General features: G+C 33.1%; 24 protein-coding genes. 11 read left to right on the forward strand and 13 right to left on the reverse strand.

Annotated features, from left to right (window positions below; all coding sequences use genetic code 11):
• Positions 1-40: 40 nt before the first annotated feature.
• The 3 genes from NTX22_02855 (at position 41) to NTX22_02865 (ending at position 2,137) form a co-directional block, all read left to right on the forward strand.
• Positions 41-310, forward strand: coding sequence for a hypothetical protein (locus tag NTX22_02855; GenBank protein ID MCX6149445.1), 270 nt, complete (start codon positions 41-43; stop codon positions 308-310).
• A 39-nt stretch (positions 311-349) separates the two neighbouring features.
• Entirely contained in the window at positions 350-1,060 is a 711-nt protein-coding gene (locus NTX22_02860; protein MCX6149446.1) for a LysM peptidoglycan-binding domain-containing protein, read from the forward strand.
• Between the two features lie 93 nt (positions 1,061-1,153).
• Complete coding sequence (locus NTX22_02865) at positions 1,154-2,137, forward strand: PhoH family protein (GenBank protein ID MCX6149447.1); 984 nt, start codon at positions 1,154-1,156, stop codon at positions 2,135-2,137.
• A gap of 43 nt (positions 2,138-2,180) precedes the next feature.
• Here the strand turns inward: NTX22_02865 and mazG are convergent, their stop codons facing one another.
• Complete coding sequence (gene mazG / locus NTX22_02870; protein MCX6149448.1) at positions 2,181-2,939, reverse strand: nucleoside triphosphate pyrophosphohydrolase; 759 nt, start codon at positions 2,937-2,939, stop codon at positions 2,181-2,183.
• Positions 2,940-3,066: 127 nt separating this feature from the next.
• Between mazG and NTX22_02875 the strand changes: the two genes are divergently transcribed.
• On the forward strand, positions 3,067-3,525 hold the full coding sequence (locus tag NTX22_02875) for a RidA family protein (GenBank protein MCX6149449.1): 459 nt from the start codon (positions 3,067-3,069) through the stop codon (positions 3,523-3,525).
• Positions 3,526-3,559: 34 nt separating this feature from the next.
• Here the strand turns inward: NTX22_02875 and trpA are convergent, their stop codons facing one another.
• The 8 genes from trpA to trpE are packed head-to-tail and all read right to left on the reverse strand — an operon-like array spanning position 3,560 to position 11,044.
• Positions 3,560-4,354: a tryptophan synthase subunit alpha gene (gene trpA, locus NTX22_02880; GenBank protein ID MCX6149450.1), complete on the reverse strand. Its 795-nt coding sequence runs from the start codon at positions 4,352-4,354 to the stop codon at positions 3,560-3,562.
• Between the two features lie 38 nt (positions 4,355-4,392).
• A complete protein-coding gene (gene trpB, locus NTX22_02885) occupies positions 4,393-5,589 on the reverse strand; it encodes a tryptophan synthase subunit beta (protein MCX6149451.1) in 1,197 nt (398 codons plus the stop codon).
• Positions 5,577-6,608, reverse strand: a complete 1,032-nt coding sequence (gene aroF, locus NTX22_02890; GenBank protein MCX6149452.1) for a 3-deoxy-7-phosphoheptulonate synthase — start codon at positions 6,606-6,608, stop codon at positions 5,577-5,579. Before aroF ends, trpB begins: the two co-directional genes overlap by 13 nt.
• On the reverse strand, positions 6,602-7,222 hold the full coding sequence (locus tag NTX22_02895) for a phosphoribosylanthranilate isomerase (protein ID MCX6149453.1): 621 nt from the start codon (positions 7,220-7,222) through the stop codon (positions 6,602-6,604). Before NTX22_02895 ends, aroF begins: the two co-directional genes overlap by 7 nt.
• Entirely contained in the window at positions 7,212-8,006 is a 795-nt protein-coding gene (gene trpC / locus NTX22_02900) for an indole-3-glycerol phosphate synthase TrpC (GenBank protein MCX6149454.1), read from the reverse strand. Before trpC ends, NTX22_02895 begins: the two co-directional genes overlap by 11 nt.
• Complete coding sequence (gene trpD, locus NTX22_02905; GenBank protein ID MCX6149455.1) at positions 8,003-9,025, reverse strand: anthranilate phosphoribosyltransferase; 1,023 nt, start codon at positions 9,023-9,025, stop codon at positions 8,003-8,005. The genes trpC and trpD overlap by 4 nt, the downstream gene beginning before the upstream one ends.
• Complete coding sequence (locus NTX22_02910; protein ID MCX6149456.1) at positions 9,022-9,588, reverse strand: aminodeoxychorismate/anthranilate synthase component II; 567 nt, start codon at positions 9,586-9,588, stop codon at positions 9,022-9,024. Before NTX22_02910 ends, trpD begins: the two co-directional genes overlap by 4 nt.
• Entirely contained in the window at positions 9,569-11,044 is a 1,476-nt protein-coding gene (trpE, locus tag NTX22_02915; protein ID MCX6149457.1) for an anthranilate synthase component I, read from the reverse strand. Before trpE ends, NTX22_02910 begins: the two co-directional genes overlap by 20 nt.
• A 322-nt stretch (positions 11,045-11,366) precedes the next feature.
• On the opposite strand from trpE, the gene NTX22_02920 reads away from it, so the two are divergent.
• From NTX22_02920 to argS, 5 genes are all read left to right on the forward strand, one after another.
• Positions 11,367-11,711, forward strand: coding sequence for an aspartate 1-decarboxylase (locus NTX22_02920; protein ID MCX6149458.1), 345 nt, complete (start codon positions 11,367-11,369; stop codon positions 11,709-11,711).
• Between the two features lie 110 nt (positions 11,712-11,821).
• Positions 11,822-12,319: a hypothetical protein gene (locus tag NTX22_02925; protein ID MCX6149459.1), complete on the forward strand. Its 498-nt coding sequence runs from the start codon at positions 11,822-11,824 to the stop codon at positions 12,317-12,319.
• Complete coding sequence (locus NTX22_02930; protein MCX6149460.1) at positions 12,320-12,826, forward strand: LytR C-terminal domain-containing protein; 507 nt, start codon at positions 12,320-12,322, stop codon at positions 12,824-12,826.
• Between the two features lie 10 nt (positions 12,827-12,836).
• Positions 12,837-13,199, forward strand: coding sequence for a ribosome silencing factor (rsfS, locus tag NTX22_02935; GenBank protein MCX6149461.1), 363 nt, complete (start codon positions 12,837-12,839; stop codon positions 13,197-13,199).
• 42 nt (positions 13,200-13,241) lie between these two features.
• Positions 13,242-14,870, forward strand: coding sequence for an arginine--tRNA ligase (gene argS / locus NTX22_02940; GenBank protein ID MCX6149462.1), 1,629 nt, complete (start codon positions 13,242-13,244; stop codon positions 14,868-14,870).
• A 1-nt stretch (position 14,871) separates the two neighbouring features.
• Here the strand turns inward: argS and NTX22_02945 are convergent, their stop codons facing one another.
• Genes NTX22_02945 through surE form a run of 4 tightly spaced genes read right to left on the reverse strand, consistent with a single transcriptional unit; the run spans position 14,872 to position 19,371 of the window.
• The gene (locus NTX22_02945; GenBank protein ID MCX6149463.1) at positions 14,872-15,579 is read right to left on the reverse strand and encodes a ComF family protein; all 708 of its coding nucleotides are present in this window, start codon (positions 15,577-15,579) and stop codon (positions 14,872-14,874) included.
• A gap of 6 nt (positions 15,580-15,585) precedes the next feature.
• Positions 15,586-17,736, reverse strand: coding sequence for a hypothetical protein (locus NTX22_02950; protein ID MCX6149464.1), 2,151 nt, complete (start codon positions 17,734-17,736; stop codon positions 15,586-15,588).
• A complete protein-coding gene (locus tag NTX22_02955) occupies positions 17,736-18,602 on the reverse strand; it encodes a PhzF family phenazine biosynthesis protein (GenBank protein ID MCX6149465.1) in 867 nt (288 codons plus the stop codon). Before NTX22_02955 ends, NTX22_02950 begins: the two co-directional genes overlap by 1 nt.
• On the reverse strand, positions 18,586-19,371 hold the full coding sequence (surE, locus tag NTX22_02960) for a 5'/3'-nucleotidase SurE (protein ID MCX6149466.1): 786 nt from the start codon (positions 19,369-19,371) through the stop codon (positions 18,586-18,588). Before surE ends, NTX22_02955 begins: the two co-directional genes overlap by 17 nt.
• Positions 19,372-19,563: 192 nt before the next feature.
• Here surE and NTX22_02965 point away from each other — a divergent pair, with 192 nt between their 5' ends.
• Both NTX22_02965 and NTX22_02970 read left to right on the forward strand, forming a co-directional pair.
• Positions 19,564-20,415 carry a hypothetical protein gene (locus tag NTX22_02965; GenBank protein MCX6149467.1) on the forward strand — a complete coding sequence of 284 codons (852 nt, stop codon included), beginning with the start codon at positions 19,564-19,566 and terminating at the stop codon, positions 20,413-20,415.
• A gap of 7 nt (positions 20,416-20,422) precedes the next feature.
• Complete coding sequence (locus tag NTX22_02970) at positions 20,423-21,334, forward strand: GNAT family N-acetyltransferase (protein ID MCX6149468.1); 912 nt, start codon at positions 20,423-20,425, stop codon at positions 21,332-21,334.
• Positions 21,335-21,762: the final 428 nt, after the last annotated feature.

Consider the following 21,762-nt stretch of genomic DNA (forward strand, 5'->3'; position numbering starts at 1 on the left):
TTTTACAATTTTAATCAAAACTATTTTTAGGAGGAAAGATATGACCAAACTAAAAGGTCTTTTGATATCGAGTCTCGCGGTTGCTTTTGCAGCGGTTTTATTTGTTGGCTGCGGTGGAGTAAACGAGGAGGAGATGGCGCAATTAGAATCTCTTAGGAAAGAGGTTAATACACTTAATGGTGATATTAACGGTCTAAGAAGTGAAAAAACAAAATTAGAAAGAGAAATTGCTGAGAAGAATGCAAAATTAGAACAATGTGCAAAGGACAAAGAAGAAACTCAGAAAAACTTAGAAAAGTTACCTAAGTAATCTGTTAAATTATAAAACGAAATTCGGAGGAAAATATAAATGAAAAAATTAACCTATCTTGTTTGTAGTTTAGTATTGTTCCTTTCTGCATTATCCTTTGCTCAGGAAAAAATGACAAAGGAAGAATGGCAGAATGAGATTAGTCGTTTGACTGACCAAAAAACCACTCTTACAACAGAACGTGATGCAGTTGAAGGTGAGGTTTCCAAGTTAAAGGAAGTTAAGGTTCAAACAATTGAAGATTGTTATGATGAACTTTATGCTCTAATTGGCACCACAAAAGCTGATGTTGATAATTTTAGAAAATTAGTTGCTGATTTAAATGGCAAGATAATGAGAAAAGAAGCTCCAAAAGCTGATCGTCAGACAGAATTGGATGCATTAAAAAAGAATAGAATTTCTGCTCTACCAGAATTTTTTGATAAAGTTCAGAATCAGATGCAAAGATCACTGGATGCTTGGGTAGAAGCTCCAAAAGAAGTTATGTACACAGTAGTTAAAGGTGATTGTTTATGGAACATTGCTAAGAAAAAAGAACATTATGGTAATGCATTTGCTTGGCCAAAAATTTATCAGGCTAACAGGGATCAAATTAAGAATCCTGATTTGATTTATCCAAAACAAATCTTCAAGATTCCTAATTTAACTGAAGAAGAAAAAGCTAAATATGATAAGTTGAGAGCTAACTACAAACCAGCTCCTGTTTCCACAACTCCAGCGGCTGATACCAAACCCGAAGTTAAGAAATAATTGAGGATAAGAGAAAACTTACCTTTGATGATTTATTTAATATTTATTTCAACTCGCCCTTTTCAACTTTGTTGAAGAGGGCTTTTTTTATTTATGAATATGACACAATTAGAAAGAGTAATTACATTAGAAAACGTTGATATGCTTTCCTTGCTTGGAATAAATGATATCAATTTAAGACCTCTTGAGGATAGATTTAATACTATCATTACAGTACGAGGTGAAACTGTTCTTATAAAAGGTGTTCCCGAAGAAGTGGAGGCAGTAGATAAAGTAATTAAAGAAATGGTTTATGTTTTAAATACAACAGGTACGTTGAAGAATTCTGATGTACAAACAATTATTGAGCTGACTTTACAAGGTAAAGAAATTATCAGCGAGAAAGAGTACGATACCATCGTTCTTTACACAAAAAGTGATGTCATTAAAGCTAAAACTCCAAATCAGATAAAATACTTCCAGGCAGTTAAGAAGAATGATATTTGTTTTGCTATTGGTCCTGCTGGTACAGGTAAAACTTATTTAGCCGTTGCATTTGCTGTTGCAGCATTAAAAAAAGGAATCATAAATAAAATTGTACTTGCACGTCCAGCCGTTGAAGCGGGTGAAAGTCTTGGTTTTTTACCAGGAGATTTTAGAGAAAAAATTGATCCTTATCTCCGCCCTCTTTATGATGCACTTGATGATATGCTTCCTTCAGACAAATTAAAAAATTACATTGAGAAAGGAATTATTGAAATTGTTCCGCTTGCTTACATGCGTGGCAGGACTTTAAATAATTCGTTTGTAATTTTAGATGAAGCACAAAACGCTACTTCTATGCAGATGAAAATGTTTTTAACTCGTCTTGGTCCAAACTCTAGAGCAATAGTTACAGGTGATATTACACAGATAGATCTGCCATTTAAAACTATAAGTGGATTAGTTCAGATACAGGAAATTTTAAAAGGTGTTGAAGGTGTTACATTCGTCTATTTTGAAAAGCTTGATGTAGTACGACATAAATTGGTTAAAGATATTATCAATGCTTATGAAAAATTCCATAATGGAAGCGGAGAACAGGGAACTGGGAACTGAGCTTTATTTTACCAATTCCCAATATACCCATTCGCCATTTCCATTATTTGGTTTTGCTTTCATTCCAATATAAATCCATCTCTTCCAAATTAGAATCAGAAATTGATCTCCCTGTTGCTTTTATTCTTTCCTGAACATAATCAAATCTTTTAATAAATTTTTCATTTGTTCTTCTTAAAGCATTTTCCGGATTTACTCCAAGGAAACGCGCATAGTTTACGAGCGAGAAAAATACATCGCCAATTTCATTTTCCAGTTCATCCTTGTTTCCGCTCTTTTCGGATTCGTGCATCTCTTCTATTTCTTCAATAACTTTTTTCCAAACGTCTTCCTTGTTTTCCCAGTCAAATCCAACCCGTGCAGCCTTTTCTTGCAAGCGATGAGCTCTTTGTAAGGAAGGAAGATTTTTAGGAACGCCTTCCAGAACAGAATCTCTCCCTTCGGATAATTTAATTGTTTCCCAGTTTCTCTTAACTTCTTTTGAGCCTGAAACTTCTGTATCTCCAAAAACATGTGGGTGACGACGAATTAGTTTCTCATGTATGTTTTCAATAACCTCATCTAATGTAAAATGATTATCTTCCTGGGCAATTACAGTATGAAAAACAACATGAAGCAATAAATCTCCAAGCTCAATTTTCAATTCTTCAAAATCTTTATTGTCTATGGCTTCAACAACTTCATAAGTTTCTTCAATTGTTGCATCTTTAATTGAATCATTTGTTTGTTCACGATCCCATGGGCATTCTTTGCGCAGTTTTTCAACAACTTCAACAAATTCTGCAAATTTATTATTCAGCATTTATTTCCTTTCTTTTATTTCAAAGTTACTAAGAATGAAAATTCCGAGCAAACAAAGAACTTAATTCTGTTGCGAATATTTTTCCTTTAGAGTAACTTGGTACAGCATTAATTTAATGAGGAAAAAAATGATTGAAGAAAAAATATTGCAGCTTGGATATTTTCTCCCCGATGCGCCAAAGCCAATTGCTGCCTATTTACCATCCTTAGTTGTTAACGGGTTGGTATTTACCGCTGGACAGATTCCGATGGTAAAAGGAGAATTGACTTATAAAGGAAAACTTGGTAAAGATATTTCGGAAGAAGAGGGACAAAAAGCCGCAGAAATTTGTGTGCTGAATTGTTTAAGTGTTGTTAAATCTGCAACTGGAAGTTTAGATAACATTGAAAGAATTGTTAAGCTGACAGTTTTTGTTAATAGCGCTGATGGATTTACCTCTCAACCAAAAATTGCAAATGGTGCATCGGAATTATTGGTAAAAATATTTGGCGAGGATGGTAAGCATGTAAGAAGCGCTGTTGGTGTAAATGAACTTCCATTAGGTGCTGCTGTTGAAATTGAGATGATTGCAAAACTTAAGTCCTGAATAATCGGGAAACCAGAAATTAAATATTTGTATATCAATAATTAATTGTGCAAGATTGTTTTAATTCTTTTATCAAGGTTAAGGTTTTGTCGTAACTTTTATTATCATTCATCAGTTGCTTGATTATAGCGCTTCCAACAATTACTCCATCGCAGTATGGAGTAATTTCTTTTATGTTCTCCGGAGTTGAGATTCCAAATCCGATCAACATTTTATTTTTACTAACGAGTGAGTAAGTTCTTTTTAAAGAGTTTAAGGTTTCTTCAGAAAAGTTTTTCCGAATTCCAGTTGTGCCGGATACGCTTACACAATATACAAAACCGCTGCTTTTTTCATCAATCATTTCTATTCTTTCATCTGACGAAGTTGGAGTTGTTAAAAGAATAATATCCAAATCACTTCGATTATTTTCAAAAAATGAATCCATTTCTTCCAGAGGAATATCCGGAACAATTAGTCCGGATGCACCAGAGTTTTGTGCATCTTTTAGGAAATTCTTTACACCATAATTAAGAATAGGATTTGCGTACCCCATAAGTATAATTGGTTTAGAAGTTCGAACATTGATTTTGTTGGTAAACTCTAAAACTGTTTCTAAATTTATTCCATTCTCTATGGCTAAATGCGATGATTGCTGAATAATTACACCGTCTGCAAGTGGATCGCTAAATGGAATGCCAAGCTCGATTAAATCTGCACCGGAATCTAAAACTTTTATAGCAAGATCAACAAAATTATTCTTATTCGGAAACCCCACAGTTAAGAAAATTGATAAAGCTTTTTCTTTTTTATCGTTTATTGATTTAATGTATTCTGATAGTTTTATCAAGAGCCTGCTCCAAGTTCCTTCCATAAAGGAAAAGGAAATTAAATATTAATATTTTTTATAATTGTATTTAAATCTTTATCACCTCTGCCACTAATATTTACTACTATAATTTCATCTTTGGAGGTTTGAGGTAATAAATATTTTAGATAAGCAATTGCGTGAGCGGTTTCTAATGCTGGCAATATTCCTTCTAACTTAGAAAGAAGTTTTGTTGCTTCAAGTGCTTCTTCATCAGTAACGGAAAAGTATTTAACTCTTTCCAGATCTTTCAATAAACTATGCTCAGGTCCAACGCCAGGATAATCCAGTCCTGCAGAAATTGAATGCACTTCTGATACCTGTCCATTTCCATCCTGAAGTAGGTAACTTTTCATTCCTTGAAATATTCCTTCTTTACCCAAGGTAAGAGAGGCACAGTGTTTTCCGGAATTCAATCCTAACCCGGCGGCTTCAATTCCAATTAATTTTACATTATCATTTATAAATGAATAGAAGATTCCCATTGCATTACTTCCGCCGCCAACACAGGCAAGGATATAATCAGGAAGTTTGTGCTCTTGTTTTAAGATTTGTTCTTTTGTTTCAATTCCGATAACTGATTGGAAATCTCTAACGATCATTGGATATGGATGCGGACCAACAACAGAGCCAATTATATAATGAGTATCCTTAACATTGGTAACCCAATCGCGAATTGCTTCATTCGTTGCATCCTTTAAGGTTTTGCTGCCTGATGAAACCATAACAACTTCAGCTCCCAATAACTTCATTCTAAACACATTTAAACTTTGTCTTTCAACATCAACTTCACCCATATAGACAGCGCATTTCAATCCGAATTTGGCGCAGACGGTTGCAACTGCAACTCCGTGTTGACCAGCACCAGTTTCAGCAATTATTCTTTTTTTACCAAGTCTCTTTGCAAGTAAAACTTGTCCAAGTGCATTATTTAATTTATGTGCTCCTGTATGACATAAATCTTCCCGCTTAAGATAAACTTTTGCTTTACCAAAATAATCTGTTAATCTGCCAGCGTATGTTAGTGGTGTTGGTCTTCCGTTATAATTTTTCTGAAGATCATTTAATTCAGAAATAAATGAAGGCTCATCTTTAACTTTAGTATAAAGTGATTCTAATTCTCTTAAGGCAGACATCAAAGTTTCCGGAACAAATTTACCGCCGAACTTTCCAAATTTTCCTTTTATATCCGGACTATTATATTTTAGGTTGTACATAATAATTTCATTTCCTTATCTACAATTGGAGCTAATTGTTCAAGTTTATCCAACAACCGTTTAAATGTTTTTGGAGTTAAAGATTGATATCCATCTGATAATGCAGTTTCCGGTTTATGATGAACTTCGATAATCAGACCATCAGCGCCAGCAGCCACCGAAGCCATTGCCATTGCAGGAACCTTATCCCAAATTCCAATTCCGTGCGAAGGATCGACAATAATTGGCAAATGCGAATGTTTTTTTATAACTGGAACTGCATTTAAATCGAGAGTATTCCTGGTATATGTTTCGAAAGTTTTAATTCCTCTTTCGCAAAATATTACTTTATGGTTACCATTATACATTATATATTCTGCGCTCATCAGTAAATCCTCGATGGTTGCTGCCATTCCTCTTTTAAGAAGAATTGGTTTTGAAATGTTACCAAGTTTTTCCAGCAAACTATAATTTTGCATATTTCGTGCACCAATTTGAACTATGTCAGCAACTTCAGCAACCGCTTCGAGAGTTTCACTATCTTTTGCTTCAGTTACAATCATCATATCAAATTCTTTTTTTACATCTGCCAAAATCTGTAATCCTTTTTCTTTCATTCCCTGGAAAGCGTATGGACTTGAGCGCGGTTTATAAGCGCCAGCTCTAAAGAATTTTATTCCCATTTCTTTAAGTTGTCCGGCAATCTCAAATATTTGATCGCGACTTTCTACAGAACACGGTCCCGCAATTATTCCAAGTTCCTTTCCACCGATTGAATGACTACCAAAATTGATTACAGTATCTTCATTTTTTACTTCGCGGCTTACAAGTTTATATTTTTTACTTACGCGCAAAACTTCTTCCACAGAATCCATTAACTGGAATTCTTCTTCATCGAGTGCTTCTGTTGGACCGGTTAATCCAATTGCCAATTTTTGTGCGCCATAAATTAAATGTGGTTTACAACCAACAGTTGCAATTTTTTCTTTTACTTTATCCACATCGGATTGTGGTGAATTAACATCCATTATGATTACCATAATGCTCTCCTTATTTGATTTATCTTATTGAAAAATTCTTTCACTTTTATTTCATCTTTCTTTCCCGGTTCGCTTTCAAGTGAAGAAGAAAGATCAACGGCAATAGGGTTCACTTCTTTAATTACATCTTCGATATTGCGGTAAGATATTCCTCCAGACAAAATTATATTAGTGCGAATATTTTTTGGAATAATTTTCCAATTAAAACTCTTTCCAGTTCCACCATACTGTATATTAGAAAATGTATCCAGCAGGGGAGTAATATTTTTGAATTCATTAATTGCATCAAAGTTAAAATTATCTTTTACGCTAAAACTTTTTATAACCGGTGCTTCTATTTTAGCAGCAAGTTCCGGTGTTTCATTCCCGTGAAGCTGTACAGCATTAAGTTTAAGTTGCGATACTATTGAATTTATTAATTCTGGTGATTCGTTTACGAAAACGCCAACCTTGATTGTAAAAAGTGATAGCTTTTTAATTATTTGGATGGCTTCTGCAAAATTAATAAATCTTTTACTCTTGTTGAAGAAAATGAATCCCAGCAAATCGGCTCCACTGGCTTCACAAAGAAGTGCATCATTCAAGTTTGTTATTCCACAAATTTTAACTTTCAATAGTACACCAGCTTTTAAATTCATTAATGCTTTCTTCAATATCTTTTGCTTTCATAAAATATTTTCCAACAAGCACAGCATCAATTTCTGCCGTTTTCAAAATATTTACATCTGATTTGGATTTTATTCCACTTTCTGAAACCAATAGAACATCATCAGGAATTAGTTTTGAGATGTTGACAGTTGTTTGAATATCTGTTATAAAACTTTCCAAATTACGGTTGTTAATCCCGATTAATTTGTTCAGTCCAAAATCAATTTTACTAATTTGATTTTCTGAGTGAAGCTCAAGCAGCACTTCTAAACCAACTTGTTGGGCAGTCAAAGTTAATTCTTTAATTTGAGTTGCACTTAATACCTCAGCAATCAAAAGTATTGCGTCCGCTCCGTTCGCTTTGGCTTCATAAACCTGCAACTCATCAAAAATAAAATCTTTGCGAAGCAATGGCTTATTTTTTATCTCAGCAATATCTTTTAGGTATAAAATATTTCCTTGAAAATATTTTTCGTCTGTTAGAACAGAAATTCCATTTACATTTTGGGAAAAATAAGCTCTGGCAATTTCTAAGTGATTAAAATCTTCTTTTAGAATCCCTTTAGAAGGACTGGCTTTCTTGATTTCCGCAATGATAGATATATTTTTATCGCTGGAAATATGGTTCATCAAGCTGTAAGAAAGTTTATTGAAAAGAGGAGATTTCTCAAAATCCTCAATGGAAAATTCCTTTCGGAGTTTTTTTACTTCCTGCTTTTTTGAATCAACTATTTTATCAAGTATGTTCAAGAAAATCTCTCGCTTATTGATTTAAGTTCATGCAATTTTGATAAAGCGCCACCGCTTAAAATAGCTTCTTCTGCTGCATCTTTACATACCTTCAAATCCTTGGAAAAGTTACCACAATACAAAGCAACCGCTGCATTAGCAGATGTTACAAAAAATGCAGCGTTCTTTTTTTTACTTTTGAATAAATTTAAAATTAGTTCTGCATTATATTTTGGAGAAGCGCCTTTGATGTCATCAATATTAAGCTGTGGATAGTTGAAGCTATCGTGCGATAATTTGTAATTATTCAGTTCGGTATTTTTATTAAATTCATTTACATCAGTATCTTCAATAAGAGAAATTTCATCCAGATTGTTTCCGGTACAAATGAAACAAACTTTTTCCATATCAAGATGTCCAGCGGCTTCTGACATCAGTTTTGATGACTTATTATTATAGACACCTATCAATTGTTTTTTTGTATTTGCTGGATTTGTTAGCGGACCCAGTAAATTAAAAACTGTTTTCATTCCCAATTCTTTCCGAACGGCTGCTGCATATTTCATTGCTGGATGAAAATTTGGCGCAAACAAAAAGCTTATTCCAATTTCCTTTAAAGCAACACAAGATTGCTCCGCATTTAAATTTATGTTTACTCCAAGCTCAGTTAACACATCTGCGCTGCCAGAGTTACTGGAGATTGATCTGTTACCGTGCTTTGCAACTTTTACACCTGCTGCCGCAACTACAAATGAAGCAGCGGTAGAAATGTTAAATGTACCGGATGAATCTCCCCCGGTGCCGCAAACATCAATAAGATTTTCATTGTCAACATCAAGCTTAATACTTTTATATCGCATAGCTTTTGCCAGTCCTGCGATTTCTTCAGCAGTTTCACCTTTTACTTTTAATGCAATCAGAAACGCAGCAAGCTGCGAATTATTTACTTTACCACTCATAATATTATCCATAGCGTCATATGCTTCCGAAATTGTTAGATTCTCTTGTTCAAGTATTTTTTCTATATAATTTTTAATCATAATTGTAACCAGTTGTTTATTATTTTTTCACCTTCAATAGTTAAAATAGATTCAGGATGAAATTGTATCCCTTCAATCGGATAGTTCTTGTGCCGTACTCCCATTATAACTCCAGCATCAGTGAAAGAAGAAATCTCCAACTCTTTTGGTAAGCTTTCTTTTTCAATAATTAAAGAATGATACCTTGTGGCTATAAACTGCTGTGGAATATTTTTGAATATTGTTTTTTCATCATGTTTGATTTGAGATGTTTTCCCATGCATCAGTGCGGGTGCTTTTACAATCTTACCGCCAAAACAATAACCAATTGCCTGATGCCCAAGACAAACTCCTAATACAGGAATATTTTTCCCGAATTTATTTATAGAAGTTAATGTCATTTTGGAATCCTCCGGACGACCAGGTCCTGGCGAAAGAAGAATTTTATCCGGAGCTATTGTTTCAATTTCCTCTTCAGTAATTTCATCATTTCTTTTTACAACCATTTCCTGTTTGAATTTTCCCAATAACTGAACCAGGTTGTATGTAAATGAATCGTAATTATCAATCACTAATATCTTCATCTATTACCTCTGCATGTTCTAAAGCGTGTTTCATAACAGCCGATTTGTTTTTAATTTCCTTTGATTCGAGATGTGGAATACTATCTGCCACTATTCCCGCACCAGCTTGCCAGTTTACAATTCTTCCTTTTGCAAATAAAGTTCTAATAGCTATGCACATATCAAGGTTGCCAGAAAAATCGATGTAACCAACTGCGCCAGCATAAACATTACGACTCATTTTTTCATATTCATTTATAAGCTGCATTGCTTTAATTTTTGGAGCACCGGTTACTGTTCCTGCAGGAAAACATGCTTTTAATGTATCAATGCAATCTTTATCGTCCGCTAATTTACCCTGCACTTTAGAAACAAGATGCATAACGTGTGAGAAGCGATGAACTTTCATTTCTTCGATTACCTTTATTGTGTCGTACTCACAAACTCTTCCTAAATCATTTCTACCCAAATCTAAAAGCATAATGTGTTCAGCAATTTCTTTTGGGTCGCTGACAAGATTATTTTCCAGTTTTAAATCCTCTTCAACGGTATTTCCTCTTTTTCTTGTTCCTGCAATCGGCAATATCTCTGCAACTCGATCCTTTACTTTAACTAAATTTTCGGGTGAAGTGCCGATGATTGTGAAATCATTCTCAAACTCAAGGAAATACATATAAGGTGAAGGATTTATTATTCGCAGAGAACGATATACATTAAAAAGATCGCCGCTAAACTCGGATGAATATTTTTTGGATAATACAATTTGGAAAATATCTCCTTCCAGAATGTTATTTTTGCTTGCATCTACAAGTTGATGATAAGATTCATCACTAATGTTTACTTCAACATCTTTCAGGAGTTTAAAATCAGATTTAAAGATGAGAGGTTTTGCTAAGTCTTTTCTAAGGTTTCTAATTGTTTTTTTTGCTTGAAGATATGCTTCTTCCAAATTTGTTTCATCCTGAACATTTACATTTGTAACTAAAATAATCTGATGTTTATAATGATCAAAAGCTATAGTAGTATTATAAACTCCAAAAATTGAATCAGGATTATTAGAATCATCTCTTTTAAAACTTAGAACGTTTTCAATAAGTGAAATATTTTCGTAGCCAAGGAATCCAACAATTCCACCTGTAAAGTTTGGAAGTTCGGCAAGCTGCGGATGGTGACGTGAATTTATCTCTTCCTTGATAAAATCAAATATATTTTTCTTCATCTGGGTCGAAGAACCATCTTTATGTACTGTTAAATCCATTCCGAAGTTAGAAAATGATTTTTCGGGATTTATTCCAATGAATGAGTACCGTCCTAAACTTTCTTTACCTTCAACTGTTTCCAGAAGAAAACTTTGTGTATTCGGTTTTCTTAATTTAAGATACGCAAGTACTGGAGTAAGTAGATCTGCAGTAATCTTTTCATAAACCGGAATAAAGTTGTATTTATGAGCTAATTCTTTAAATATTTCAAATGTCATTTTGTTTTATCCAATAAAAAAGCCTTTCCTAGTGAACTAAGAAAGGCTTTTTATATGTTTAAATATTACTTACTTTAATTCACTATGTTAGGGTGTTTATAGTAAACCACCAAAAATTAATTGTAAAATTAAAGTAATATGTTTTGTTTCTTTTCATATAATTCTATATGAAATATATGAAATTAAGACGAATAGTCAAGAGCCTATAGAAAAAATATTGTAATAGAGCAATTTTTTTTTGATATTTATCAACGTTATTACAATTTGTTTTTAAGTTCTAATTATTAAAAAAATAGCGAATTTGTGAATTATGATGCTTGAAATGTTCAAATCGAAGATTCATCGTGCAACCGTTACGATGAGCGAACTTTATTATGAAGGCAGTATAACTATCGATAAAGATCTACTTGATGCTGCAGGAATATTGGTTGGTGAAAAAGTTCAGGTTGTTAACGTAAATAATGGTTCACGTTTAGAAACCTATACTCTTGAAGGTCCTTCCGGAAGTGGTATGATCTGCTTGAACGGACCAGCAGCAAGGCTCGGTGCTGTTGGAGATGAAATAGTTATTATAACTTACGCTTCAATGACTCAAGAGGAAGCAAAAAATTACAAACCCAAAATCATTCTGGTTGATAAAGAAAATAAAGTTAAAAATGTTGTTTAATTTAGATTAAGGAACCTTTTCCCAATTTAGAATTGTATAAGTTAAAAGTTGAATTCATTGCTTTTTTATTTTCTTTTAATTACAATTGTTTTGGTAAAGGAAGGTTAGATATGAAAAAGTTATTTATAGTTTTATATTTGGTCATTACTGCTGTCTCATTTGCTCAATTTAAAGATCAGGTGGATAATAGACCAACTATTCATGAAGGACTTATAAGGAATGATACTCCAAGTTTAGTACTTGGATTTATAAATCCTAATAATTTTTCAATGCACCATTCAGTAGATCTTTCATATTCAGCTTTTGGAAATAATGGCATGGCGCTGGGTGTTTATACAAATAGTATGTTTTACAAGTTTGCTGAAAATCTCAATGTTCAGGCTGATATCAGCTTGGTTAATTCTCCTTACAACTCCTTTGGAAAGAATTTTGCCAATCAAATAAATGGACTTTATTTAACAAAGGCAGCTATCAATTACGAACCCTGGGAGAATTTTAAAATAAATATACAATATAGAAATAATCCATTAGGATACTACAACCCTTATTATGGCAATTCAAGATATATGAATCGTGGATTAATGGATAATGAATGGTTAGGATGGTAATTGACAAATAAAGTAAAACGATCAGATAAACCTACCTCAAAAGTTGATAAAAAATCATCAACAAAAAATTTGTTTTTAAACGTAGCCATTTTACTTCTTGGAATTATAATTATTTATATGACCTTTTCGATTATCTCCAAAATATTTATTAAAGAATCTGATAATGGACTGGAGGATAATAAGCATACAGCATCTAATATTGTTCAATTGGAAGTTTTAAATGGATGCGGCGTTAGTGGAACAGGACAAAAAGTTACAGATTTTTTACGGAAAAATAATTTTGATGTTGTTAACGTTAGCAATTACATAGTTAACAACCAATATATAAATGATATATCGCATACATTAGTAATTGATAGAATTGGTAATAAAGCAAATGCAAAAAAAGTTGCTGATTTACTTGGTGTTAAAAATGAAAATATTATTGAACAAATTAATAATGATTACTTTTTGGATGTTTCGTTGATTATTGGAAGAGATTTTAATCAACTTAAACCTTACAAATAAAAGGAGCAATGTGGATTCGAAAGTTTTAGCAAAAAAAATTTCAAACCTTATCTTTAATAAGAAAGGTTATGAAGTTAAAATTATGGACTTACGGAAAATAACTTCTATTACAGATTATTTTGTAATCTGTTCGGCAGATTCCGATATGCAGGTTAAGGCGATTGCAGATGAAGTTGATGACAGGCTTAGTGAGCAGGGAATTAAATGTTATCACAAAGAAGGATACAAAGCACTCAATTGGGTACTTCTGGATTACTTTGATGTAGTTGTTCACGTATTTAAAAATGAATCGAGAAAGTATTACAACCTGGAAAAACTTTGGGGAGATGCACCAACTGAACTGGTTGAAGATAAACTACAATCATTAAGTTAAACCACCTACAATTACATCCATTGGAAATTGCTGGAGAATAAATTGAAAAAGTATTTGAATGAAATATTTGTAAACCTTTCGCAAAAATTAGATTACTTAAAAAGTGTAAATATTAATTTTAATGTTCCTAACATTTCCAATTATGGTGATCTTTCTACAAACGTTGCTATGCTTCTTACAAAACAATTGAAAAGAAATCCAAGAGAAATTGCCACAGAAATTATTTCAAATTTAGAATACAACAAAAATATAATCTCCAAGGTAGAAATAGCTGGTCCTGGCTTTATCAATTTTCATTTTACATCTTCTTTTGTTACTAAGATTGTAAAGGAGATAATTGAAGCGAAAGAGGATTACGGCAAATCTAAAAAATATATTGGCAAAAAAGCGATGGTGGAATTTGTTTCTGCAAATCCAACCGGACCATTAACTGTTGGACATGGCAGAAATGCAGTTTTTGGAGATACAGCTGCCAATATGCTTAAGTGGATTGGATACGAAGTTGATCGCGAATATTATTTTAACAATGCCGGCAGACAGATGCGCGTTCTTGGTGAATCAGTTAAACTTCGTTATAAAGAATTACTTGGTTATGAAATTGAATTTCCCGAAGATTACTACCAGGGTGAATATATTAAAGATATCGCCTCAACTCTCCTTAAAACTTACGGCTCAGAATTAATTGATGAGCTTCCTGAAGGAAAATTTAAAGAAGCTGCCGAGAAAGAAATTTTTACAGATATTGAAAAAACACTTGCACGGATTAAAATTAAGTTCGAAAATTATTTCAACGAAAATACTCTTTACGAAAATGGAAAGATTAAAGAGCTGCTAAATACCTTTAAAGCTAAAAATCTTTCTTATGAAAAAGATGGTGCTGTTTGGCTTAAACTTACTGAACTTGATCAAGAGCAGGATAAAGTTATTGTAAAATCAACCGGTGAACCAACATACCGATTACCTGACATAGCTTATCACGAAACAAAATATCATCGCGGTTACGATCTGATGGTTGACATTTTTGGCTCTGATCATAATGCTACTTATCCGGATGTGCTTGCAGGATTGAAAGCCCTCGATTACGATACTGACAAAGTAAAAGTCTTGATTCACCAGTTTGTTACCATTATGGATAAAGGTGAAGTTGTAAAAATGTCAACGCGCAAAGCGAATTATATAACTCTCGATGAATTGATTGATGAAGTTGGGAGTGATGTTGTAAGATACTTCTTTAATATGCGCGGAATATCAAGTCATCTTAATTTTGATTTAGAATTAGCAAAAACTCATTCTGATGAAAATCCAGTTTTCTATCTTCAATATGCGCACGCAAGAATTTCTTCTATCCTGAAAATGACTAAAGGTGAAGAGTTAGAATCATCAATTGAAAATTTGGATTTACTTACTACTGATGAAGAGCAGAACTTACTTAAAAAGCTTCATGAGTTTGAAGAAGAAATTTTATACGATGCTGAAAATTTTGAGTCACATAGAATTACTGCTTACCTGGAAGAATTGGCTGCCTCATTCCACCGGTTCTATACACAATGCCGGATTATTGGTTCAGAAAAAAAATTGGCTGAGGCAAGAATTGCGCTTTGTATTGCAACACAAATTGTTCTGCGAAACGGATTGAAAATACTGGGAGTGGAAGCGCCGGAGAGAATGTGATCTAATCTGCAATCGCCACCGATACAGCATAAATTTTACTTGCACCGCTTTCCAATAAAACTTTTCCGCATTCTGCTGTTGTAGCACCGGTTGTAATTACGTCATCAATTAAAAGAAAGTTTTTATTAGCTACATTAGTTTTTCTTTTTATGGTAAAAGCGCCACCGACATTTTCCTTTCGTTCAATCAAAGTCATTGTTGTTTGGGATCCTGTATTTCTACTTCTCTTCAATAAATTTTGCTTTACTGGAATTCCGGTTTGTCTGGAAATCCCTTTTGCAATAAAGAAAGATTGATTATAACCTCTTTCAGCTTTTTTAATTGAGTGGAGTGGAACCGGGATCAAATAGTCAATCTTCCAATCTTTCAATTTATCTTTTACTTCATTACCAACTATTTCACCAAGAAAAATTCCATTTTTAAACTTCTTTTCATATTTCAAAGAATGAATTAAATTTTGCAGTGCTTTATCTTTTTCAAATACAAAATGAGAATAAAATCCTGATATGATTTTTTCTTTGATGAACTTTCGCTCAAATTCATGTTGGATTCTTTCTGTGGATGCAATCTGGATTGTAGAAAAGCAATTACGGCAGATTACCTTTTCATCAACTTTTAATTTTTCTTTGCAGCTTGAACAGAAACGGGGAAGAATGAAATCAAACAGAGGATTGAGTTTTGCTGTAATATTTATTAAATAATTCCCCATCTATAATCAAAGCATCCCACTTCGTTTTCTAAAAAACCATTCAATTCCAAATAGAAGAACAGCAATAATAAGAAGCCATTCGCTGGACCAAATATTAAATTCGCTTTTGATGAGTTTGATGTTTGATTTTCTTTCACTCAGACTTTTTATCAAATTAAAATATTGCGAATAATCTTTACTGAAGAAAAATTTCCCACCGGTTTGTACGGAAAGAAGATTTAAAAATTCTTTATCCATCCTTGGATTAACCATCTCAATTTCAACATCTCCAATACTGAATTTCCCAATGTCCGTACCAAGAGTTTTTCCATTTAGCTTTGCTATGCCATCAAATTTAAAATCACCAGATTTATTAACTGCTAAGGTCCCCTCGTAAATCCCACCACCTATTGAGTTCATACTAACCGAATAATTTTCTTGTCCTGATTTAACATTAACCAATATTTCGGCGTCATCAACTGGATTGAGTGTTTCATTATAAACCTGGGCTGTGAATTCAACCGGTTCTCCCAGCGAATAAATTTTCTTTGATGATTTGATTGAAACAAGTTTCTGATCTTCTTTTGTATTCATCCACTTAACGCTGCTGGAAAAAAACCGATCAAACAAATCAAGATTTTTCTCTGCTGTTTGAAGTTTCCATTTCCAAATATCTTTGGCAAGGATAGCAATTGCGTGTTTGCTGCCAAGTTTTCTGGTAAGAATCAGTGGAGCGTTTATCGGGATGTTATTCATTTTGATTTTTGCAAGAACTTTGCTTTCAGGCTTGGCAAGCAATTCGGTATTATCTTTATTTATAGGTGGAAGATTATTCCAAGCCTCAATAACATTTTGTGCGTTACTCTTTAATAACGGATCTTCCATTTCTTCAAACGAAATAGATGGCTGCACTTCATTTGAACCCGGGGCGATTGTCTTAATTGTAAATGGTAGTTCCGGTTGCAGCAGCTTTAATTTATTATAATCTAATCCAGATGAAAGAACAATAAAGAATGGTTTATTTTTATCGCGGATGGCTTGAAGTACTTTATTTAACAATTCTGATGAAGTTTGTTGGGATGGAAAACCTACAAGGTATAAAACATCGGCGCTATCAATCAGTTTATTTCTATCTATACTTTCCAAAAATTTATTTGATGCAATCTGGGTTATACTTGATACTTTTAGATTTGGATCTGAAGAAAGTGAATTTTTAATAAATGATAAATCTGCGGATGGGCTTCCTGCTAAAATGAGTGCGTGGATTTTATTATTTAATACATTTACATAAACAATTTTTTTGTTATCTGCGGCAGATGATTCTCCGCTAAGTTCATTTACACTTATTGTTATTTTTTTTTCTCCGGCATTCCGTGGTGTATAAGTTAAAGTTGCCGTTGATAATTCTTCATTATTCAAATTTATGTTTTGCTTTTCCATTAGTTGATTATCTTCGAAAAGACTAAGTGTTACGTTTTTATTTTTGAATCCAGTATTTGAAATTGTGACACTTATTGTTGTTGGAGTTTCAGCATAGACATACTCGTTTATTAAAACTTTTCTAATCTCAATATTATTCTTTTTTGTTGTATCTCCAACGCCAATTGTAAAGATAGGAATCCCAAGTTTCTCAGCATTGTAAAGCGGATTAACACCTTCCGTTATCACTCCATCACTGATTATAGAGATTGAAGAAATGTTATTTTCTTCATTCTTAATGCTTGCAAATAATTTTGCAAAGTTAGTTGATGGCTCTGCAAATTTAAGTTCATTTAAACTATCGGGATTTTTTTTGTTTGCTTTACTTCCAAAACTAAACAGTTCAGAATTTTTAAATAAACCAGCGTTTTTAGCTTTAGTTAAAAATTCATTTATCGATTCTTTCCGATCAGTACCGTCAGCAATTTGGATGGATTTGGAGTTGTCAATAAAAATCAAATTAACCGGTTCAATTATTTTCTTTCTTGTTAAGCTTAAGATTGGTTCAAATATGGCAAAGAGAATCATCAACAATGCTAATGTTCTTAAGCTAACTAAAAAGATTTTAAATGTTTGGTTTACCTGGGGAATTGTATGGCGATAAACATAAACTGAATAAGCAACAATTAATATTGCACCAAGAATGAAAAAGAAAGCGGAGTAAGTAAAACTGAGACTAATCTTTTCTATATTAAACATTAAAAAGAAAGTTCTCCACTTAAAACTGTTACAGCTTTTCCACCGATGTATAATTCATTTGTTTCGGGATAGTGAGTTACCCTTACTCTCCCTCTCCTTCCAATAATATCTCCCTGTTCAAATATTTTTGTTACTGGCTTGCTTACTTCTTTTATAAAATTTAATTTCTTAAGCACCAGCATAAGTGGTCCATTGGCAGAACCAGTTACTGGATCTTCATCTATTCCATAATGAGGTGTAAAAAATCTTGAATGAGCAAAGCTCTCTTTATCATAAGTTTCCAGAGTAAAAATATTTATTGCGTTAAAACCATATTTAGCTCCAAGTATTTTTATTAAAGGAAAGTTAGGAGTCATTTCCTTCATAGCTTTAAGAGAATCTGTACAAACATAAAGATAGCCATTATCAGGTAGAAGGAATGGGATTTCTTTATCTATCGAAGCATTGTCGATTCCGAGAGCTTCAATAATCTCTTCGTTATAACCATCAAATTCCTCAATTTGTAAAATTGGAATTTGCATAAAGTATTCATCATCATTTACGCCGCAATTTAAAACACCAGATAGGGTTTCAAATTTAATATTGTTTCTGTTTTTAATTTTTCCAAGTTCATTTAAAAAATGAAGTGATGCAATTGTAGCATGCCCACAAAGCGGAACCTCGCTTGTTGGTGTAAACCATCGCAATTTATAATCGGCTTTATCTGATGAACTAATAAAAGCAGTTTCAGAAAGATTCATCTCGCGGGCAATTAGCTGCATTTCAACATCGCTTAAATCCGGAGAAAATGTTACGCCTGCAGGGTTTCCCATAAATGGTTTATCGGTAAAAGCATCAATTTGGTAAATGTTATATTTTCTTTTCATTTAATAACTCCTCAAGTTTCCAACTCTTCATTTTATCATAAGTCTGGTAATCTGTCAAATCAAAATGAATTGGTGTGATGGAAGCATAATTATTTTTTATTGCAGCGTGGTCGTTATCCAATTCTTTATCAACCTCAATCAGGTTGCCTGTTAGCCAATAATAATTTCTTCCGTAAGGATCGATACGTTCAACGTAAATATCATCCCATTTTGTTTTGCCCTGTTTAGTAAGCAGCACTCCTTTTATCTCTTCTTCCGGTACATCCGGAACATTTACATTCAACAAAGTTCCAACCGGTATTTCACTTTCTTTCTGAAGAACCAGCGGAACAAGAAGTCTGGCAAGCTTTGCAGCGTAATCATAATGCAAAGGAGCGTGGTTTGTAACTGAGATAGCAATTGACGGGACATCCATAATTGCAGCTTCGCGCGCGGCTGAGACGGTTCCGGAATAAATTATATTAATTGCTGCATTAGATCCATTGTTAATACCGGACACAACTATATCCGGTGGAGTTACCATAATATTTCTGATTCCAATCTTAACACAATCTGCCGGTGTTCCAGTAACAGCATAACCAAAAAAATCTCCGTTCTTAAAAATTTTATTTATTCTTAAAGGAACCTGCATTGTAATTGAATGACCAGCGGCACTTTGTTCTTTGTGTGGTGCAACCACTGTTACTTCTCCAATTTCTTTTAACGACTTCACCAGAAGTTGAATTCCAACTGCATCAATTCCGTCATCATTACTAACAAGAATTCTCAACTTATTCTCCATATTTTTTATGAAAATATACCACTTTAAGAGTTGATACTCAATTGATGCTATCAGAATGAAAAGAAAAAATAAGAATCATAATGTAATTTATTTTCACTATTCACACGAGAAACTTCTTACTTAACAATTTGAATAAATTATGTTAAATTAAATCTGTTAAAAAACAATTTGCGGTTAATGATGAAAAAATACTTAATGCTTTTTATAATATTTCTCCTTTCTTCTTTTATTGATCTTAAAGCGCAGGAAGAAGCTTCAAATTCAGATTCGTTAGAAATATTTTTAATCGATTCTTATGTAACACCGGAAACACCAAATAGATTTATCTTGTCTTTTATAACAAGCAGAAGATGTCAATCCAAAGTAATGCTTCAAAACAAATATGAATTTAAGATAAGTGAAAATTTTTCTGAGGATCACAAAACTTCAATTGATATTTCTGCACTTAAATTTGATTCTTCATTTATACCATTCGTAATTATTGTAAAAGATTCTTTAGGGAATGAAATCCAAAGTGAAAAATATGATGTATCACTTGGAAATGAGCAGAAACAGGAAGTTGTAGAAAAATCAAATTATTTATTTATGTGCTGTCTTGGCGGAGTAATCTTTGGTTTTCCATCTCCAACACTTGTGGTTCAAAAAGATAAACAATATTTCAGCTTAACTAAAGAAATTCCAATATTTTCTATTCGTGCATTTAATTCGCGGTACCCGATTGGATATTTTGCAGTAGAATATTCATATATTTTTAACGCTGAAACCAGGAATTATTTCCGAGCCGGGTACAAACATGTGTTTGAAATTCCTTACCTGGAATACATTTCTCCTGGTATAAACTGGTTTACAAATTTTAAAGGATTCAACGGCATTAGTCCAGAAATATCGATCGGTTTGGTAAAATTTTACGATGTGTTTACTGTTTATACAAAGTACAGGTACAATTTAAAACCAAATGATAAAAGCAGAGATTTTCATGAAATAACCGTTGGATTGTATTCAAGTTTCTTTTCTCTGAATCTTAATTTTTAGGTGTGTAATGATCATTAAACGCTTTTCTGAAGATCTTCTTCCGGCGGTTGCAAAACTTTGCAGGCAAAATATGAATCTCGATATTATGCCAGACTTTCTTCTTAAAGAAAAAACTTTCGAAGATCCAGATTTTAATCCGAATATTACTCTTGTTGGATTTAATGATAGCACTCAGGATTTAGTTGGATTTATTCAAGGTGTAATACGAATAAGAGAAACCGGCAAAATGGGATATATCAAATTGATTTGTGTTGATTCCAATGATAGAAGAAAGCATGTTGCAAGCAATCTTTATGGAATTGTGGAAGAAAAAATGAAAGCGGATGGTGTAAATGCGATTCGAGTTTATGAATCGTGGCCAAATTATTTTATGCCTGGATTAGATCCCTATTATACTGAAGCAGTGTGTTTTTTTGAAAGGAAAGGATTTAAGAAGATTGGAGATACTTCCAACCTTGAAGCAGATTTAGCATATCAAAATTTTGAAACTACGAAATCTGAGGAAGTACTTGCTCAAAAAGGAGTATCAGTAAAACGTGCGGAATTATCTGATAAAGAAAGAGTAATTGGATGGATTAGAGAAAATTTCAAAGCCTGGGAAAGTGAAGTAACATCTTCATTTGAGAATAATCCAATCTCAATTCATCTGGCTGAAATGGAAGGAAAGATAATTGCTTTTTCTGGCTACGAAGGGAATAACAAAGGAACTGGCTGGTTCGGTCCGATGGGAACAGCAGAAGCTGCAAGAGGAAAAAATGTTGGGGGAGTATTGTACCGCCGCTGCCTGGCTGATATGAAAGAAATCGGTTTTGTAAAAGCAATTATTCCGTGGGTTGGACCAATTCCATTTTATATGCATTACTCAAATGCAAAAGTAAAAAGAGTTTTCTGGCGATTTGAAAAGCAAATTATTCAATAAAAGTTCTTGATCATATTCTTGAACTTGATTTTGTAGGTGTTCTTGTTCCCAACAGAGATTATGCAACACACTGGACGCTATTAAACAACAATTCGGAACTAAAGTTGAGAATAAATATTAAGATTAAATCTTTGTTGATAGCTCCTTGTGGAATGAACTGTGGATTATGTTTGGCATATCATCGGGTTAAAAATAAATGTGCGGGCTGCCGATCAACGAATTCTAAAACATCTAACCATTCCATTAATTGTTCAATAAAAAATTGTGAATTGTTATCAAATAATAAATCAAAGTATTGTTTTAATTGTCAAAAATATCCTTGTATTAGAATTAAAAATCTTGATAAACGCTATAGAACTAAATATGGTATGAGTATGATTGAGAATTTAAACACAATTAAGGAAATTGGTATTCGAAAATTCACAAAA

This window comes from Ignavibacteriales bacterium, from assembly GCA_026390815.1.
In the GTDB taxonomy this organism is placed as follows: domain Bacteria; phylum Bacteroidota; class Ignavibacteria; order Ignavibacteriales; family SURF-24; genus JAPLFH01.